The 19,457-nt window shown below is 39.2% G+C and carries 18 protein-coding genes; 1 reads left to right on the forward strand and 17 read right to left on the reverse strand.

The annotated features are described in order from the left end of the window. Positions 1-8 precede the first annotated feature (8 nt). The 11 genes from argH to sppA all read right to left on the reverse strand — a co-directional run bounded on the left by argH (position 9) and on the right by sppA (position 11,021). Positions 9-1,406, reverse strand: a complete 1,398-nt coding sequence (gene argH, locus J1899_RS16895; RefSeq protein WP_214475373.1) for an argininosuccinate lyase — start codon at positions 1,404-1,406, stop codon at positions 9-11. Further along, complete coding sequence (locus J1899_RS16900; protein WP_214475375.1) at positions 1,403-2,614, reverse strand: argininosuccinate synthase; 1,212 nt, start codon at positions 2,612-2,614, stop codon at positions 1,403-1,405. Before J1899_RS16900 ends, argH begins: the two co-directional genes overlap by 4 nt. Positions 2,615-3,360: 746 nt before the next feature. Beyond that, the gene (locus tag J1899_RS16905; protein WP_214475377.1) at positions 3,361-3,873 is read right to left on the reverse strand and encodes a MogA/MoaB family molybdenum cofactor biosynthesis protein; all 513 of its coding nucleotides are present in this window, start codon (positions 3,871-3,873) and stop codon (positions 3,361-3,363) included. Positions 3,874-3,875: 2 nt separating this feature from the next. After that, positions 3,876-4,712 (reverse strand): EcsC family protein, encoded by an 837-nt coding sequence (locus J1899_RS16910; RefSeq protein WP_214475380.1) that lies wholly within the window; start codon positions 4,710-4,712, stop codon positions 3,876-3,878. A 169-nt stretch (positions 4,713-4,881) separates the two neighbouring features. Next, positions 4,882-6,069 (reverse strand): acetate kinase, encoded by a 1,188-nt coding sequence (locus J1899_RS16915; protein WP_214475382.1) that lies wholly within the window; start codon positions 6,067-6,069, stop codon positions 4,882-4,884. A gap of 279 nt (positions 6,070-6,348) precedes the next feature. After that, a complete protein-coding gene (locus tag J1899_RS16920) occupies positions 6,349-7,335 on the reverse strand; it encodes a class I SAM-dependent methyltransferase (RefSeq protein ID WP_343216725.1) in 987 nt (328 codons plus the stop codon). Between the two features lie 192 nt (positions 7,336-7,527). Further along, complete coding sequence (gene tpx, locus J1899_RS16925) at positions 7,528-8,028, reverse strand: thiol peroxidase (protein ID WP_066443017.1); 501 nt, start codon at positions 8,026-8,028, stop codon at positions 7,528-7,530. A gap of 155 nt (positions 8,029-8,183) precedes the next feature. Continuing rightward, positions 8,184-8,669 carry a GerW family sporulation protein gene (gene ytfJ, locus J1899_RS16930; RefSeq protein ID WP_066443016.1) on the reverse strand — a complete coding sequence of 162 codons (486 nt, stop codon included), beginning with the start codon at positions 8,667-8,669 and terminating at the stop codon, positions 8,184-8,186. A gap of 16 nt (positions 8,670-8,685) precedes the next feature. Next, entirely contained in the window at positions 8,686-9,390 is a 705-nt protein-coding gene (locus tag J1899_RS16935) for a DUF2953 domain-containing protein (protein WP_343216726.1), read from the reverse strand. 78 nt (positions 9,391-9,468) lie between these two features. Next, positions 9,469-9,918, reverse strand: a complete 450-nt coding sequence (locus J1899_RS16940; RefSeq protein ID WP_246586724.1) for an RDD family protein — start codon at positions 9,916-9,918, stop codon at positions 9,469-9,471. A 98-nt stretch (positions 9,919-10,016) separates the two neighbouring features. After that, a complete protein-coding gene (gene sppA / locus J1899_RS16945) occupies positions 10,017-11,021 on the reverse strand; it encodes a signal peptide peptidase SppA (RefSeq protein ID WP_214475387.1) in 1,005 nt (334 codons plus the stop codon). A gap of 161 nt (positions 11,022-11,182) precedes the next feature. Between sppA and J1899_RS16950 the strand changes: the two genes are divergently transcribed. Next, complete coding sequence (locus J1899_RS16950) at positions 11,183-11,986, forward strand: NAD kinase (protein WP_066443012.1); 804 nt, start codon at positions 11,183-11,185, stop codon at positions 11,984-11,986. Positions 11,987-12,032: 46 nt separating this feature from the next. Here J1899_RS16950 and rarD read toward each other — a convergent pair whose 3' ends face one another. The 6 genes from rarD to J1899_RS16980 form a co-directional block, all read right to left on the reverse strand. Beyond that, a complete protein-coding gene (rarD, locus tag J1899_RS16955) occupies positions 12,033-12,965 on the reverse strand; it encodes an EamA family transporter RarD (RefSeq protein ID WP_214475389.1) in 933 nt (310 codons plus the stop codon). Positions 12,966-13,184: 219 nt separating this feature from the next. Continuing rightward, a complete protein-coding gene (locus J1899_RS16960) occupies positions 13,185-14,792 on the reverse strand; it encodes an amidohydrolase (protein WP_214475391.1) in 1,608 nt (535 codons plus the stop codon). 143 nt (positions 14,793-14,935) lie between these two features. Further along, positions 14,936-16,525 carry an acyl-CoA synthetase MbcS gene (gene mbcS / locus J1899_RS16965; protein ID WP_214475393.1) on the reverse strand — a complete coding sequence of 530 codons (1,590 nt, stop codon included), beginning with the start codon at positions 16,523-16,525 and terminating at the stop codon, positions 14,936-14,938. A 243-nt stretch (positions 16,526-16,768) separates the two neighbouring features. After that, a complete protein-coding gene (locus J1899_RS16970) occupies positions 16,769-16,972 on the reverse strand; it encodes an alpha/beta-type small acid-soluble spore protein (RefSeq protein ID WP_066443007.1) in 204 nt (67 codons plus the stop codon). An 85-nt stretch (positions 16,973-17,057) separates the two neighbouring features. Continuing rightward, on the reverse strand, positions 17,058-18,263 hold the full coding sequence (gene thiI / locus J1899_RS16975) for a tRNA uracil 4-sulfurtransferase ThiI (RefSeq protein WP_214478884.1): 1,206 nt from the start codon (positions 18,261-18,263) through the stop codon (positions 17,058-17,060). Positions 18,264-18,265: 2 nt separating this feature from the next. Then, positions 18,266-19,402: a cysteine desulfurase family protein gene (locus J1899_RS16980; RefSeq protein WP_214475394.1), complete on the reverse strand. Its 1,137-nt coding sequence runs from the start codon at positions 19,400-19,402 to the stop codon at positions 18,266-18,268. Between the last annotated feature and the right edge of the window lie 55 nt (positions 19,403-19,457).

A 19,457-nucleotide genomic window follows, 5' to 3' on the forward strand; every position in this document is an offset into this window, starting at 1 on the left:
GCACGCTGTTACAAAACAGCGTGCTCTTCTTTGTGATTTAATATTACTTTTGCTTTTTCTATGGCTGCCTCTACTTGTTTAAAGCCTGTACCTCCTGCGCTGTTCCGTCTTTGAACCGCATTAGCAGGGTCAAGCACCTCATAAATATCTTCGTTAAATTGAGGATGAGCATTTTTATACTCTTCAAGTGGAAGATCTCCAAGATAACAGCCTTTCTCAACACATAACAGAACTAATTTACCTACTATTTCGTGTGCTTCCCTGAAAGGAATTCCTTTATCCGAAAGATAATCAGCAAGTTCCGTAGCATTTGAAAAGTCTGTTTTCGTCGCCTTTTCCATTTGCTGCTTCTTCACCTTCATTGTACTTACCATTCCAGCAAAGATTTTTAATGAACCCGCTACCGTTTTAACAGTATCAAACATGCCTTCTTTGTCTTCCTGCATATCTTTGTTGTATGCCAGCGGCAATCCCTTTAAAACTGTGAGCAAACCAACTAAATTGCCATAGACACGACCCGTTTTCCCGCGAATTAATTCCGCCATATCAGGATTTTTCTTTTGAGGCATAATGCTGCTTCCTGTTGCAAAGCTATCGTCAAGTTCAATGAATTGAAACTCCTGTGAAGACCAAAGAATAAATTCTTCACTTAAACGGGACAAGTGCATCATTAAGATTGAACTATTTGATAAGAATTCGAGAATAAAATCACGGTCACTTACCGCATCAAGACTATTTTCATAAATCCCATCAAATCCGAGTAAATCAGCTGTTTGCAGGCGATCAATCGGAAATGTTGTTCCTGCAAGTGCACCAGCGCCAAGCGGAGAAATATTTATGCGCTTTAAGCTCTCGATTAAGCGTTCTTTATCACGCTGCAGCATCCAAAAATAAGCCATTAAATGGTGCCCGAAAGATATAGGCTGTGCTCTTTGGAGATGCGTATAGCCTGGCATCAATGTTTCAACATGCTCTTCAGCCTTTTCTAACAGTGATTTTTGCAGCTCTTCAACGAATTGAATGATTTGCCCAACTTCACTGCGCAAGTATAAGTGCATATCTGTAGCAACCTGATCATTACGGCTTCTTGCTGTATGAAGCTTTCCGCCTACAGGACCAACGATGTCTGTCAGCATGCTTTCGAGGTTTAAATGGATATCCTCCAGCTTCACAGAATACTGCAATTCTCCCTGCTCTGCCTTTTGTTTAAGCACTTTTAGTCCATCCTTAATTTTAGCAGCTTCATCTTCTGAGATAATGCCAGTGGAGGCAAGCATAGTAACATGCGCTATACTGCCTTCAAGATCCTCCTGCACCAGTTCCTGATCAAATGATATGGATGCACCAAACTCATCTACCCATTCTTCAGCAGATTTAGTAAATCTGCCTCCCCAAAGCTTTTTCACACTGTCACCTTCTTCTCTTTTTGAACAATGCTCTGTACTTTTGTTGGAAGTCCCCAAAGCTGAATAAAGCCAACAGCTGCATTGTGATCAAATTCATCATCAGATGTATAGGTTGCAAGCTTCTCATCGTATAAAGAATACGGTGACTTTCTGCCTTCAATAATGGCATGGCCTTTAAAGAGCTTTACTCTTACCGTTCCAGTAACGTATGTTTGTGTTTCCTCAAGAAATGCAAGCAGTGCATCCTTTAGCTGTGAAAACCACAATCCTTCATAAATTAATTCAGCAATTTTCTTTTCAATGACAGGTTTAAAATGAGCAACCTCTTTTACGAGTGTTAAATCTTCAAGCTCTTTATGAGCTTTAATTAGCGTCATCGCACCAGGACACTCATAAACTTCACGTGATTTAATGCCAACAAGACGATTTTCAACATGATCAATACGGCCTACACCATGTTTTCCAGCTAAGTAGTTCAATTCTGAAATAAGCTCAGATAGTGGATATTTTTTACCGTTTAAACTAACAGGCACGCCTTTTTCAAAATCGATTTCAACAATATCGGCTTGATCTGGAGCATTCTCTAGACTAGATGTAAGCTCATATGCATCTTCAGGAGGAGCTGCCCAAGGATCTTCTAAAATTCCGCACTCATTGCTTCTGCCCCATAAATTCTGATCGATGGAATAAGGAGAATCAAGATTGATCGGAATGGGTATATTTTTTTGTTTTGCATACTCAATTTCTTCTTCACGCGACCATTTCCATTCACGAACTGGCGCAAGTACTTTCAATTCAGGATTTAATGCTTGAATAGCTACTTCAAAGCGAACCTGATCATTTCCTTTTCCTGTACAACCATGCGCAACGGCTACTGCTCCTTCTTTTTCTGCAACCTCTACCAGCTTTTTAGCAATTAAAGGTCTTGAAAGTGCGGATACAAGCGGATACTTATTTTCATAAAGAGCGTGGGCTTTAAGTGCCACTAATGCAAACTCATTTGCAAATTCTTCTTTTGCATCAATGACATATGAAGAAACTGCACCAACCTTAAGTGCTTTCTCCTTAATAAAGTCTAGATCTTTTCCTTCACCCACATCCAAGCAGCAGGCAACTACTGAATAACCTTGGTCTCCGAGCCATTTAATTGCAACTGAAGTATCTAATCCGCCTGAATAGGCAAGAACTATTTTTTTTGGATTTGTCATTATGTGTAAATCCCCTTTCGTTTTATACGTATAAATATACATTTTATTATATTTTTATTCATTTATTATGCTATTACTTTATCAACCTTTCTTATAAAAATCAATACAAATTCACTCAATTGAATAAAAATTAAATATTCTGTATTTTATATACTCACCGAAATATACTCAAATGAAATACTGGGACATTTAAAAAAGAATTAGAAAAAATAAAAAGTTCATTAAAAATATACAAAAAATAAAGCTGTCAACGCAGGAATCAAGAGGGGTTTTTCGCTCCAATTCACTAAACTTATAAATTTTTCATCAAAAAAATTCGATGAGGCTGGGACAAAACGAAATTACTATTTGTAAAACACGATGTTCATTTTCAAGATTTACGTGTTTACACAAGCCCGTTCCATTGCGCTCCAGACCCTCGCTTTCCATGGGGAGGAAGCTGAGCCTCCTCGGAGCAAAAAGCTCCTGCGGGGTCTCACCTTTTCCTCTATTGCCCATAGGAGTCGAGGGTCCTCCGCTCCATTTCACTCATGTTTAGAAATATTAAATCTTAAACAAATAAAAAAAAACCAAATGATTAGAAAGCTTCACTTCCTAATCATTCGGTTCTGTGTTGTGTTAAATACTTATGACCAGCCTCACTCGATTCTATTACGCGCTTGAATACTATGTCCGATCTTCTTATTAACTCGTAGTAAGCTCTATTTTGCTTTTAATCTAAAAGCTCCGCTTATCCGGTCTTTTCTTTATAAATCTTTTTTCAATTCACGCACTACATGGCCTAATTCAGGCAAAATGAGTTTATTCATGGCCAACTTCACGGCTCCAGTTGAGCCTGGAGTGGAAAATATGGCTTTGTTTTGAAGTACTCCTGCAGAGGCACGTGAAAGAATGGCAGCCGAACCGATATCTTCTTGATAGCTAAGCAGGCGAAAAAGCTCGCCAAAACCAGTTATTTCTTTTTCATACAGTGCAGAGATGGCTTCAATTGTTACATCTCTTTTGGCGATTCCTGTTCCTCCATTTGTTAAAATCACATCAATATCAGGGGAATTACACCCTTTTTTTACTTCTTCTACAATAGAAGCAGCATCATCTTTGACAATGACATAATCAACAATAAGATGGCCGTTATCTTTAAGGAGCTCATTCATAAGCTGTCCGCTCTTATCTGTTTCCTTTGTACGTGTATCACTAACCGTAATGATCTTGCATTTTACTATTTTGGGTGCTTCCATTTTGTGCTCAAGCTGGCTCATCCTCATTCACCTTTTCCGTTTAAATATTTCAGCTGATAGTATTTATGTGCAAAATCTGTGACCTTTGCTGTTAATCGGTAGTTCGCACCCGCACCAATCGCCATACTGGCAAAAGGAATGCCCTGGATCGATTTTTTTCTGAGAAGCAAGATTAACATTCCTTTCAAAACCTGCTGAATTGGCTGGTTCATCCAAGAAACATCTGTTAAATCCTCTTTTCCTTCGTAAAAATAACGTTCTTCTTCCTCACTATTCAGATCTGCCTTTAACTCTTCCCATATAGCAGGCTGCAGACGTGCTGGAAGTAATGCAGAATGACAAACTTTTAGTGAGTTCATCATTTCATATGGTGTATTTACTTCAAAACCATATGTCATTGCAATTAATTGCACGGCTCTTAAATTAATGACAGCCATGGCAGGCAGATCCGTGCCAATCATGATCGCACTTCCTGTACCAGTAAGACCGCCTTGTGCAAGTGAATAGATCCGATGCCTAGAAATTTGCTGCTGAGCTATGTATTGGAGCTGGTCGATGGTCAGTAAACGTAAATCTTCTACCTTTTCAATGTTAGTATTATAAATTCTGCCTGCACTTAAGATGCGTTCCTTTGCATCCATCTGCAGCTGTGAGCCTTGAATCAATGCGTGTAAATGAAATAGCCAATTATCTAAAGAGGCAAAAAACTGCTGCTGTATTTCTTCAGGAAGCATAGAGAATGAACGTTCCAAATACTTATCATATGTAAGCATAAAATCATTTGGTTCGTAGCTATGCAATTTTTCTTCCCAATCAAGAATTGAATTTAGTACCCTTTGCTCGCTGGCTGTCAATGACATGATCCATCCCTCCGAAACCATTTTTCTTCTAATATCCCCAGTATAGCATAGCGTGATAGCAGAATTCCTCTCCAGCAAAAGGAGAAGAGAGCGATTGCAGCAGACATACAAAAAAGGGGAACCCGTCCAGTCAAAGATCGACTGGCGGATTCCCCTAATACATAAAGAATTACTTCGCTAATCTTACAACGTCACGTGCAATCATTACTTCCTCATCCGTAGGGATGACCATAACTTTTACAGGTGAATGCGGATAGCTGATGAATGCTTCCTTGCCTCGTACTTGGTTAAGTGCAGGGTCGAAGTATACACCCATGAATTCAAGTCCCTGAAGAACTTTTTCACGGATAACGTCACTGTTTTCACCAATACCAGCTGTGAAAATAATAGCATCTACACCATACATTCTTGCAGCATATGAACCGATATATTTATGAATTCTGTCTGCAAATACTTGTAGAGCTAGCTCAGCTCTTTCATTGCCTTCATTAGCTTGAACTTCAATATCACGAAGGTCGCTTGAGAAGCCGGAAACGCCAAGCATACCACTCTTTTTATTTAAAACATCAAGTACTTCTTCAGCTGTTTTTTCTGTTTTTTCCATGATGAATGGAATTAACGCAGGATCGATGTTACCGGATCTTGTTCCCATTGTCACCCCTGCAAGAGGTGTAAAGCCCATTGATGTATCGATTGATTTTCCGCCTTCAATAGCTGCAATACTTGCACCATTTCCTAGGTGGCAGGAAATAAGGCGAAGCTGTTCAATCGGACGGCCAAGCATTTCTGCAGCACGTTCTGATACATATTTATGTGAAGTACCGTGGAAACCATATTTACGGATTCCATACTCTGTGTAGTAATCATATGGCAAGCTGTATAAAAATGAAGCTTCAGGCATTGTCTGGTGGAATGCTGTATCAAAAACAGCTACAGCCGGTACATTTGGAAGAACTTGCTGGAACGCTTTAATTCCTGTAATATTTGCAGGATTATGTAAAGGTGCAAGCTCTGAAAGATCGCTAATTTTAGCAAGAACTTCTTCAGTAATTAATGCTGAATCTGGAAATTCTTCTCCGCCATGAACGACGCGGTGGCCAATTCCTTCAATTTCGTCTAATGATTGAATGATTCCAAGTGAAGTTAATTTATCAAGAAGGATTTTTACAGCTACTTCATGATCAGGAATATCTGTAACCTCTTTCACTTTTTCACCATTCACTGTAATATTAAACACTGCATTATCTAAGCCAATTCTCTCAATTAGACCTTTTGTAATTACTTCTTCAGTAGGCATTTCAAACAATTGAAATTTCAATGATGAACTGCCGGCATTAATTGCAATAATTTTTGCCATTTTGTCCGCTCCTTTATAAACTGCGTTTACATACAAATATAGTCTGCTCAACGCTGATCATTTATATCTCTCAATTTCTCATTTAATCATTGCTTTCCGTTTTTTTCAAGGCAAGTACAAATTGTTATCGTTTACATTATAAAAGTAATTTTATTCTGATAATTATCAGAAATTTAGTTTCATTTTAACTACAGAATATTCTCGTTAATGATTAGTCCTTATAAGGAGTTAACACTATATAAACACTAGAAAAAAAAGCCGGCAATGCCGGCTTTTATCCTACTTATTTTCTTTAATCCATTCATTCACTTGCGTAAGGATCCGGTCAACTGCCTGAGCTTTTGAAAGGCTTGGCAGATTAACTAGTAATGCCTCTTTAGGCGGCTTTACATTTTCACCTTTCTTTTGCAGGATCAAGATGCTTTTTGCAGCTTGTTCATTTTTAAATAGAGTTAACGGCAGTTGAAAGAGTCCTTGTATGATGGCATTCTCTTTTAAATACTCGTGAAGTTTTCCTGCCTGCTGACTTTCGAAAAGACCGTTTGGTACGAGCAAAAATAAATAGCCGCCCTCTTTCACATGATTCACACTTTGCTCAATAAAGAGGTGATGTGCATATGCATGTCCTTCATCTGCTTTTAACTTATATTCAGCAGCTCTTACATCATTCGGATAGTAGCCTACCGGCAAATCACAAATTACAGCATCAGCAAGTTCGGTAAATAAAGGCTCTAACGCATCTTGGTTAAAAAATTGAATCGGATGCTCCTGCAGATTTGCATTAATATAAGCTAGCTTAATTAAGATGTCATCAATCTCCACACCCGTTGCTTCAATTGTACGATTATGCATATGATTTATGACAGTTGTCAACAGGTTCCCTGTCCCCACGGCTGGATCAAGCAGATGAATTTCTTTGCCGCTTAAAAACTTATCAGCTAAATAGCCCATGAACATCCCAATCGAATCTGGTGTCATTTGATGATTCTGCTGAATGTTTTGCTTCATCCCTTTTAAGATAGCAAGCTGAAACGATTTTCTTATTTCCTCGGAACTGAAGCGATCAAGCTGAATGGAATCATAGCTTTTACGGAGCCTTTTCACACTCAGCTCACTAAGTTCCTCTTGCAGTATGCTTCCGTGAAACAAGTTTTCCCCTGTTTCAGCTAATGCTTCTAAATATGTACAATCAAATTCCTCTTGCATAATGGTGGCTGTTTCATTAAAAACAGTAAATAATTCCTCCACCGGTGCTAAGTTATTCAATCCTCTTTCCCCCGTTCTATAAAATCATCATCTATTAGATGAAGCTATATTATCACAAGTTTGAACGAAACCTGCCATCGTTTATACCATTTTAATTAAATTATACGATTGGCGAGCCTGCAAAAGGAGAAACAGTCCAGCCAAAAGCAGTAAAAAGCCCCGCTAGGCACGGGGCTGTCTATCTTATTTTGCTTATTTTGCTGCTTTTGCTGCTTCAATTGCAGCATCATAGTCAGGGTGATCTGTTGCTTCGCTTACGTATTCCACATATGTCACTTCGTCATTAGAATCAACTACAAATACCGCTCTTGCTAAAAGACGGAGTTCTTTTATAGCTACGCCATACGCTTCCCCAAAAGAAAGGTCACGGTGGTCAGATAGCGTTTGTACTTGCTCAATACCTGCTGCTGCACACCAGCGCTTCTGTGCAAATGGAAGATCAACACTAACTGTTAATACTTTTACATTGCCCAGTTCTGCTGCTGCTTCGTTGAAACGGCGTGTTTGTGCATCACATACTCCAGTATCAATGGATGGTACTACACTAATTAATCTAACCTGTCCTTTTGAATCTGCAAGTGTAACAGGAGATAAATCATTGGCAAGCACTGTAAATTCAGGAGCTTTGTCTCCAACCTTAACCTCTTGTCCTAACAGAGTAACAGGACCGCCTTTAAATGTAATAGAAGCCATAATTAAATCCTCCCTTTTGTGTTATGTACAGTGTAAATCATAGCTTTTCGGCTGTGGTTTTGCAAAGAAAAAGATTCTTGATTCAATAAAAAACTTGCCGTCCAGCCATTAAAAAAGCTAACTTCGAAGATCATGAAGTTAACTCTTTTTTTATACTAAAATTGTAAATCTTCTTTAGGACCGTTATAGGCTTGATTTTGGTTTTGACTTTGATTCTGGCTTTGCTGCCCATTGCCAGATTGATTCTGGGCATCCTTTTTATTAAACATTTGCTGAATTTTTTCAACTGCTTGAGGTGCCAGGTCAATTATTTTCTCGTATAGATGTGTGCTTTCATCTAAGTGAACCATTTTCACTTCATGTGCATTTACGATTAGGAAAGCAATCGGTGTAATGGAAACACCGCCACCGCTACCGCCTCCAAAAGGATGCGTTTTTGTTTCTCCTTGGCCGCCGCTTTTATCTTCAAGCTTAAATTCACTTCCGCCGGCTGCAAAACCAAAACCTACTTTTGATACAGTTAAAATAACACTGCCATCCGGTGTTTCTACCGGGTCACCAATGATGGTGTTTACATCAATCATTTCCTTAAGATTTTCCATTGCAGTAGTCATCAAGCCTTGAATTGGATGTTCAGACATTTACTGCGCCTCCTAACTAAACAGTATTGGTTTTATCATCAGATAAGACAGATAATGGCTTGGTTCGAAAGTCTGCCATTCCGCCTTTCCAATATTTAATCAGTTTAATTCCTGCCACCATAGCATGCCCGATCCGAAAATGAAACATACATGTTAAAGCGGTTTGTGATACAGCAAATTGAAATTGAGGCGTTATCGTAACATCCGGTATTGCTTTCAGACGAAAATAATGGCTGATAAATCCAAGCAAACTTCCTTTAACACTCCAAAATGCACCGGTGATCATGCCAGTCAAGGCAGCATCTCCTACACCAACCAGAGTATGCCAGGATAAAGTTTTAATCGTGATTTTCTTGAGAAAAGATTGAATGATTTTATATAACGAAACAACATGATGTAATATTTCTTTTGTATCATGCAGACTATCAAGCAATGTATCGGCAGAATATTCCTTCGTATCTTTGCTCGTTTGATTCTCATTTGGTCCTGCAGCCGTTTTCTCTTTCACAACAAGAGTTGGTGAATCTTCTGCTATTTTAACGAGCGGAATATCAATTTTATATTTAATTAATCCATACCATGCTCTAAATTCAAGCTTCATATGATTTTGATCTTTATTATGATACAAATGAAAATACACCTTTACTCTTGTAAAGATGATCAGGAGCAGGAGAAATAGTAGAATACCAGCAATAATCAGCAGCCACTTCACTTCATTCACAGCCTTTCAGCCGCAAGTATGGACAAATTCGGGCAAAAATAAACCTGCTGAGTATAATCACCAGCAGGTTTTGTCATCTTATTTTTCATGTACCACTGTTGTATCGACGAAAAGATCATGTAATCCTTGTTTTTTTGGCAGAAAAGCTACGATGACATATAACACAATGATATATCCAGAAATGAAACGGCCAATCCATTCTCTAAAGAGAACCGTATTCCATGATAGTTTTTCTCCATTTAACTGAACTACCTTTAAACCAAAAATCATTTTTCCTAATGTCTGACCGAAAAACTTGGTCATAAGGACAAAATATAAGTAAAAGGTCAGTGCTGTTGCAATGGTCATCATTGAAAATAGCCCTGTTTCATATAGAGGTAAATCCAGCAATCTAAATAGCGGATTAATTAAGAGACGATCAATGCTCCCTATTACGATGATATCGGCTAAATACGCCCAAAACCGCATCCAAAATCCGGCAAATCGTATGTGACCAGTCTGCTGAATTGCCATGGCAGAAGAGTGCATGCTTTCATCTGCTGAAGGATACTCATCTGTTTGAGCATGTATTTCATTTTTTTCAAGTTCTGCATCCAAACGTTTGTCATCAGTCATGAGAACACCTCCTATTCAGCATATAAGTACATGAGGCGTGGTGAGTGAGTATGCGATAATAGATTCACAAGGCCCGCCATTTCTGTCTCAGGACCAGCAAACTTTTGCACTCCCATGCTTAACAAAGAGCCAAAGCCAACGTTATCAGCATATTGAACAACTTGCGCCCCGCCTAGATCATAATCATCTTCCATCTGCTGTATAACATCATCGAGATAGCCAAATCCATCGATTAAATTTAATTCAAGTGCTTGACGGCCATCATAAATTCTTCCATCCGCAATCTCCCTGACCTCTGCTTCTGTCATCTCACGTCCTTCTGAGATTACTTTTACAAAGCCATCATAGGAGTTATCAATCATATCCTGCAATATGCTCCGTTCCTCTTCGGTCATTTCTCTTGTGGAACTCATAATGTCCTTATATTCCCCGCTTTTGATTGTGACGAAATCCACTCCAAGGTTTTCAGCAAGTCCCGAGAAATTATAGCCTTGCATGATAACACCTAAAGAACCTGTCATTGTTTCTGCACTGGCAAAGATCTTATCTGCAGGAGCAGAAATGTAATATCCGCCAGAAGCAGCCATAGATCCCATTGATATGTATACCGGTTTTTCTGTTTCTTCCTGAATTTCAACGATCTTGTCATGGATTTCTGCACTTTCCACAACACCGCCGCCTGGGGTATTCACACGAAGAATAATTCCCTCTACGCTGTTATCCTCTTTCACAAAATCCAGCTTTTTCATAAACGATTGATGATTATAACCTGTTGCCCCCAATAAAGAGCCTGCTTCACCTGTATCCTGAATCGTCCCATTCAAATTTAACACCGCAATTTTATTCATTGCATTGCCTTCTTCGATCACTTCTTCAGCAAATGGATCTGAAGCAGAAGTGAACATCTCTGCCAAAGAGCTCTCTGCATCTCTAAACGTGAACAATAAACTGCTGACGACGGAAAAGCCAAAAAGAAACACTGCAATACCTATAGCTGCCCAGCGTTTTCCATTCATACATAAAAACCTCCCTTTTAATAGCTAGTAACTCATACGAACGAAACTTTAAAAATGTTTCAAAAACATGTAAACTGGAAATGACAACACTATGATAACAAAATAAGGTTTACTTAGTAAAAGAATCACTACTCTATTTATACTAGTCTGGAGGAATAATGATGACAGCTCGCCGTAATATGTATTTCTACCATAAGCAGGATTCGAAGACATTAGAGATGGTTCAACCTCTTTACGATTTGGCAAAAGAGAATGGTTTTCATGTTTTAAGTGAGCCTGCCGACGCTAATATTATTGTCAGTATTGGCGGGGACGGATCGTTCTTACAAGCTGTGAGAAAAACAGGTTTTAGAGATGATTGCCTTTATGCAGGGATTTCAACAACTGGAAGCTTGAGCATGTATTGTGATTTCCAAATAGACGATATAGACAAAATGATAGAGGCCGCGCAAAGTGAAAATATTGAGGTTCGCCGCTACCCGACTATTGAAGTTTCGGTTGATGATGAGGCATCCTTTTACTGTTTGAATGAATATACCATTCGCTCTTCCATTGTTAAAACCTTTGCGATGGACGTGCTGATTGATGATCTTCATTTTGAAACATTCAGAGGAGATGGCATGATTGTATCTACGCCTACAGGCAGTACTGCTTACAATAAATCTGTAACTGGTGCGGTCGTAGATCCGATGATTCCTTGTCTGCAAGTAAGCGAACTTGCTTCACTTAACAACAATACGTATCGTACACTCGGCTCTTCTTTTATCCTGAGTGAAAATCGCAGACTTACCTTAAACGTGATTCAGGACGGTAATGACCATCCTGTGATGGCCATGGACAACGAAGCAATGAGTGTTCAGCATGTACAAAAAATTGACGTAAAACTAAGCGGCAAAGAAATAAAAACCGTTAAACTAAAAGACAACTCCTTCTGGGAGAAAGTAAAAAGAACGTTCTTATCATAAATAGAAAAGTGCCAGGTCAAAGAGACCTGGCACTTTTGCAATTACATTAAACAGCTATTTTCTTTCGTTCTTTCCTCTTCTCCTGCCAATGTACATATATCTTCGTTTTAGAAAGAGAGTAAACGGTCAGTGCACTCCAGATAAATAGGAAAGCCAGGAGGTGTACCGATGAAAATGCTTCACCATAAACAAACACCCCTAAAATTAAGGTAATAGTTGGCGCAATATACTGTAAAAATCCTAGCATGGATAAAGGGATCTTCTGTGCTCCTTTTGCAAAAAGCAGCAGAGGAATGGCTGTTGCAATCCCTGCTCCAAGCAGCAATAAGTCTGTTCCTGCTGACGAGTGAAAAAGAGCCAATGATTGATTTGAATATAAAATAATTAAATAGATTAAGGCAAATGGTGCAACGACTAATGTTTCTAATGTTAACCCAATCGCCGGTTCAACGGTAATCAGCTTTTTCGCAAGGCCATAAAAGCCAAAAGAAAAAGCAAGCAATAGAGATGCCCACGGAACCTGGCCGTAAGAAATGCTTAATATAAGCACGCCAGCTAAGGCCAATATAAAAGATATATATTGCATAATTCCAAGCCGCTCTTTAAAGACAAGCATTCCAAGCAAAACACTTACAAGAGGATTAATATAATAACCAAGACTTGCTTCAATCATCCGGTCAGCATTCACTGCCCAAATATAAACAAACCAGTTGCAGCTGATTAAAACAGATGCTATTACAAGGGCGGCAGCCTGCTTTTTATTTGCCTTTAAGCCTTTTAGTGTTTGTAAAAATGGTGCCCATTTTCGGCTAAATACTAAAATGAAAATCATGAATATGAAACTCCATAAGATCCGATTTGCCAATATTTCATCTGAATTGACATGATGAATGAGTTTCCAGTAGATTGGCAGAATCCCCCACAATAAATATGAGAATCCAGCATACAGTGCGCCGTTTTTAATATCGTTTTGTCCCATCTTCCATCCTCAATTCTTTCTGATTTCGAAATATCACTATTATAGACACCTGTTAAAAAGACTTGCAATATATTTTTATCAATCTTTATTAAAAATTAACTCTATCAACCAAATTCGTTTTGCCCGCCGCTTCATTTCACTCATATTGATACACACTAAAAAAACCGAATGGTTAGAAAGATAAAATTTCTAATCATTCGGTATAGTTGCTTAAAACATTTATTTCCCAATCTCATTCCGGTACACAGTTTTGCCGCCAATGACGGTTTGTTTTACAGGGATGGAAGCAATCGCTTCTGGAGCAATCGTAAATATATTTTCTTCCAGGATGGTAAAGTCAGCAAGATTTCCTTTTTTAATGACACCTCGGTCATGTTCATGTGAAATCGCATATGCGCTTCCTTTTGTAAAAAGAGATACCGCTTCATACACAGTAAGTCTTTCTTCTTCGTTATAAACCGTACAATCGCTGCTGTCAATATTGGTTCTCGTTACCGCTGCATGGATGCCAAGCCGCGGATCAACAGGTTCTATTGGCGCATCAGAGCCGCCTGCACAATGGAGACCTTCATCCAATAATGTTTTCCACGCATAGCAATAATTCATATATTCCTGACCGACACGCTCCACGACCCAAGGGAAATCAGAAGCAACAAAGCGCGGCTGAATATCAAGAATAAGCGGGAGGTTTTTAATGCGGTCGATCAGCTCCTTACGCAATATTTGCGCATGAATGAGACGGTCTCTCCCTTTCCCAATTAAAGGATATTTTTCAATAGAGTTCACGACCATTTCAAAGGCAAGGTCGCCTATGGCATGAACCGCTACAGGCAAGTTATACTCCCGTGCTTTTTTCACGAGCTCATCAAGCAGCTCCTGAGAAAAGATGGCCACTCCAGAAGTAGTTTCATCATCTGCGTATGGATGGCTAAGCAAAGCCGTACGCCCTCCTAAGGCACCATCCGCAAAAATTTTCATGGCTCCAAACTCAACCCATTCTGTACCACTCATAAAATGCTGTCCACTGGCTATCATGTCGTCTACAACTTCGTGATGGACAAGCAAATGTGCCCGATAGTTATATTGATCCTCTTCAATGACTTCTTTTATTGCTTCATATGTATGTTCAAATCCATTGTAATAATTGAGATCTTCTGTGTGCGATCCTGTTAAACCTAATGAATAAGCGTCTGTTATAGCAGCTTGGAGTGCTTTTTTTAAGTACGCTTTTGTTACAGGAGGTACAGCTGAGAAAAGCAGGTCCTGTGCCTGGTCCTTCAATATGCCATTGATTTGCCCTTGGTCGTCCAGTTCAATCACACCACCTGGAGGACAATCGGTAGTTTCAGTAATACCAGCGAGCTTCAAAGCTAAGGAATTAGCTGTTAATGCATGACGGCATACTCTTTTTAGCAAAACAGGATGGTCTGGTACCGCGAGGTCTAATTCCGCTGAAGTGATTGGCGAAGGATCTTCCCATAAATTTTCATTCCAGCCTTCTCCAACAATCCACTCACCAGCAGGGAACTGCAGCGAATATTCCTTAACAGCTGCAAGTACATCTCCTTTGGAAGTACACTTTGACAAATCAAGTCTGATCAGCCTTTCACCATGACCAATTAAATGCATATGACTATCAACAAATCCCGGCAGCATGGTCGCTCCCTTAAGATCTTCAATCAAATCAAGATTATTTTTGTACTTTTCCAAAAGTTCAACGTATGATCCTATCTCAATAATCACGCCGCCGTCTGTATAAATGGCTTCTACTTGTTCATTTTCCTGCTGCAGTGTATAAATATTTCCCCCATGCCAAAGCGTTCCCATTGTCCATGCTCCTTTAATATCAATTTGAACATAGTATAGTACACCTTGTTTAGGACCGACAAGCAAAATAAATCTTTATATTCGCCAACGCATAAATATGCCCCTATACAAAAAGCAGGCACCATCGCCTGCTTCTCCTCAATTCACACCTTGTTTGCCACGCTCTCCAGTTCTTTTTTCCGCAGCTCGACTCTCATAATCTTTCCTGAAATCGTTTTAGGCAGTTCTTCAACAAATTCAATTTTCCGAGGGTATTTATATGGAGCAGTCATTTCTTTCACATGATCCTGCAGCTGCTGTATAATCTCGCTCTCCTTTTGCTGTGGCAGATCCTTCAAAATAACAAAGGCCTTCACGATCGATCCGCGAACTTCATCCGGGCTGCCGACGACAGCACATTCCTTTACATAAGGATGTTTGACAAGGGCGTCTTCCACTTCAAATGGCCCAATCGTATAACCTGAACTAATAATAATGTCATCTCCACGTCCTTCAAACCAAAAGTATCCATCTTCATCTTTTTTCGCTTTGTCACCTGTTATATAATATTCTCCTCTAAACTGCATAGACGTTCGTTCAGGGTCTTTATAATAATTTTTAAACAAGGCAGGTGTGCTGACATGAACGGCAATGTCACCAACCTCCCCTGCCTCACATGGTCTCCCATCATCATTGATAATGTCTACCTTGTTGCCTGGTGTCGGTTTTCCCATTGATCCAGGTCTGAGTTCCATTTCCTTTGTCACTCCAACAAGTAATGTATTTTCAGTCTGACCATAGCCATCTCGCACATTGAGTTGAAAATATTTCTTAAATATATCAATCACTTCTCTATTTAACGGTTCACCAGCAGACACAGCACTGCGAAGGTGCGGCAATTGATATTGTCCAATTTCATCCACTTTTGCCATTAACCGATATTCAGTAGGCGTACAGCAAAGAACATTCACCTTATTATCCTGAAGAAGCTGTAAATATTTTTTGGGATCATATTTGCCATTATAAACAAAACCAGTTGCACCGGAGCCCAGCACGGATAAAAAAGGACTCCAAACCCATTTTTGCCAGCCAGGGCCAGCTGTTGCCCAGACGATATCTCCTTCTTCAATCAAGAGCCAGTGAGGTGCAGCCGTTCTTAAATGTGCAAAGGCCCATCCATGTGTATGGACAACCCCTTTTGGATTTCCAGTAGTACCTGATGTATATGATAAAAATGCCATGTCATCTTTCTTTGTTTCAGCTGCTGTTAAAGTGGAAGAAGCCAATTCCATCTCTTCATCTAAATAAAACCAATTATCTGCTTTTTGACCAATTGAAAATTTAACTAATGGTTCTGCTTCTTTAAGCTCTTTGACTTGATCAATAAATGGATAATAACTAATGATCCCCTTCACATCACCATGAGTTATTCGGTATTGCAAATCCTTAGCCCTAAGCATCTCAGAGCTTGGAAGCACTGTTAATCCGATTTTTAATGCACCTAAATATACTTCATATGCTTCAATTAAGCGAGGAATGATGACAAGGACAGTATCTCCTTTTTGCAATCCATGATTTAAGAAAACGTTTCCAACTTTATTCACTCTTTCAATCAAACGATGATATGTAATATTCTTTATCTCTCCAAACTCATTTTCCCAAATGAGTGCTATTTTACTTTGGTCAGCTGCGAATTTCTCAACTTCTTCAACAAGGTTATACTGTTCGGGAGCAAGTAAATCTTCACGTTTCATATTGATAATCCTCCTTAATTGGTTTATACTCCCAACATTATACTAAATTTTTCAAAAAATCAAAACAATCAAATTTATCAACTTTTTAACCATTAATTTAAACGAGGTACTGGCAAAAGAACGTGTGACAAATAAGCTTAAGAAATGCCTAGATTCTTCGCTAGTAAGGCTAAATGATCTTTATGAAATAAAAAAAAAGAAGCAGGGCGTTTGCCCTGCTCCTTGTAGCCATATTATCTATTTTTATTTTTGGTAACCGCCTAATTGTTGTTCAGCCATTTGAACTAAACGCTTAGTGATTTCTCCACCTACTGAACCGTTAGCACGAGAAGTAGTTTCTGCACCAAGGTTTACACCAAATTCAGTAGCGATTTCGTACTTCATTTGATCTAGAGCTTGTTGTACACCAGGAACTAAAAGCTGGTTTGAGTTGTTGTTGTTTGCCATGTGATTTCACCTCCTTGTGAGTATAGAATGTGTAGAATCACATGGCGGTATGCACTTTTAAATTGGTAATTTCATGAAGATCTTCTTAAAATAGATCCTCATCCTCATTTTCATAGCTGAAACCTGGTGTAATTGTTAGCGTTTCTGTATCTTGTACTGCTTTTGATATTGCTTCTGTAAAATCAACAAAGCTTTCAAACCGCTCAACTTTTTCAAGTTTTGGTTTTGTTTTTGGGGATGCTGGAACAAAAACTGTACAGCAATCTTCAAAAGGACGATTAGAGATTTCAAACGTGTCTATTTTTTGTGCGATTTCCACAATTTCTTCTTTATCCATCGTTATCAACGGACGCAGCACAGGTGTAGACGTTACATCGTTAATGGCATACATGCTTTCTAACGTCTGACTGGCAACTTGTCCTAAACTTTCACCCGTGATAATAGCAAGGCCTTCATTTCTTTTGCGAAGCTGATCAGTTATGGTTAGCATCATTCTTCGGGTTGAAGTCATCGTATAATTTTCAGGCACCTGCTTCTGAATCATTTGCTGCACCTCAGTAAATGGCACAATATGCAGTGTAACTTTCCCGCAGATTTTTGAAAGTTTTTCGGTTAAATCAATCACTTTTTGCTTTGCTCGTTCACTTGTGAAGGGAGGACTGTGAAAATGGACAGCCTCAATTTCGATTCCTCTCTTCATCGCTAAATAGCCAGCTACAGGACTATCAATTCCGCCTGAGAGCATAAGCATTGCCTTTCCGCTTGAACCAGCAGGAAGACCGCCGGCTCCTTTTAAATTTTCACAGGATAAATAAACCCCTTCTTCCCTCACTTCAATTTGCAGGTTGATATCAGGGTTCTTCACATCCACCTTAGCATGTTCTACATTCTTTAAAATATGGGAGCCAAACGTATGATTCATTTCGCCTGTATCAAGCTGAAACTTCTTATCTGCGCGCTTCGATGTGATTTTAAAGGTTTTCCCTTCTTCAAACACCTTTTCAAATAAGGATAAGGCAGCATCCTTAATTTGATCAATTTCACGTTCAGTTTTTATAGCAAGACTAAAGGACTGGATGCCAAAAACTTCTTTTAAACATTGTGCAGCCGCTTCTCCATCTGCACCATTTAATTTCACAAACATTCGGTCACGCTGTGTTTCTATTTTGATTTCCGGGAATTGATATAGCACTCGCTTTACATTCTGTCTTAATTTTTCCAGAAACTTGCTGCGATTTCTCCCCTTGGTAGAAATCTCACCAAAGCGGATTAATATACGGTCATAATTGATCATCATTTCATTACCTTTCTTAAACTTGTAATTGTTTTTTTAACAGCATTAATAAATAAATGTGCTTCTTCCAATGTATTGTCATAAGATAAACTCACTCGCAATGCTCTTTTGGCTAATTCTTCATGCACACCCATTGCCAGCAGTGTCTGGCTGACTGCTTTTGATTTAGAAGAGCATGCACTTGTTGTAGAAACGTATATATCATGCTCAGCAAGAGCATGGACAAACACTTCTGCTTTCATACCGCTTATCGAAAAATTGATGATATGCGGCGCAGCTTGATTTGCTGGAGTATGGATCGTTATTCCCTCCATCACACCTAATTCTTCTATGATATAACGCTTAATTTCAGAAAGTGTACTGGATTCTGTTTCCTGCTTAGTCAATTCCATTCTAAGCGCTTTGGCCATCGCAACAGAACCTGGCAGATTTTCGGTTCCGCTTCTTAATTGCTGCTCTTGGCTGCCGCCGGAAAACAGCGGGGAGATCTTTACTCCTTTTCGTATATACAAGGCGCCTGTGCCTTTTAAACCGTGAAATTTATGAGCCGAGATTGTGCAAAGGTCAATATGACAATGCTTAATATTTAGAGGCACCTTCCCAATCCCCTGTACATGGTCGACATGAAAAAGAATATCAGGATAGTTCTTCAGCATTTGCCCAATTTCATGAATTGGCTGAATGGATCCGACCTCATTATTAACATGCATAACGGATACAAGCACAGTATCGTTCGTAATGGCTGCCCGAATATCCTCTATGTCCACAATTCCATCAGCATCAACAGGAATAAAAGTAATCTGGTAGCCGAGTTTCTGCAATTGTTTCATGGCTTCCTTAACAGATGGATGCTCAATTTCAGTCGTAATCAAATGTTTTCCGCGCTTTGCCAGTGCGCCTCCTTTTATGGCAAGGTTGTTGCCTTCCGTTCCGCCAGAAGTAAAAATGATCTCCTGTGCATCCACTTTCAGCAAATTAGCCATCTGTTCGCGCGCCTGAGCGAGCAGCTTTTCAGATTTGGCTCCATATGAATGCAGGGAAGATGGATTACCATAGTAATCTTCACTTACCTTTACAAATGATTGAATGGCTTCTTTATATGGTTTCGTTGTTGCGCTATTATCAAAATAAATCATGATTGGTCACCACCTTATGCAATTCTCAATCTTACCATAAATAGAGGAACTTCGA

Origin of the sequence: Cytobacillus gottheilii (assembly GCF_018582665.1) — a bacterium.
In the GTDB taxonomy this organism is placed as follows: Bacteria; Bacillota; Bacilli; order Bacillales; family Cytobacillaceae; genus Cytobacillus; species Cytobacillus gottheilii.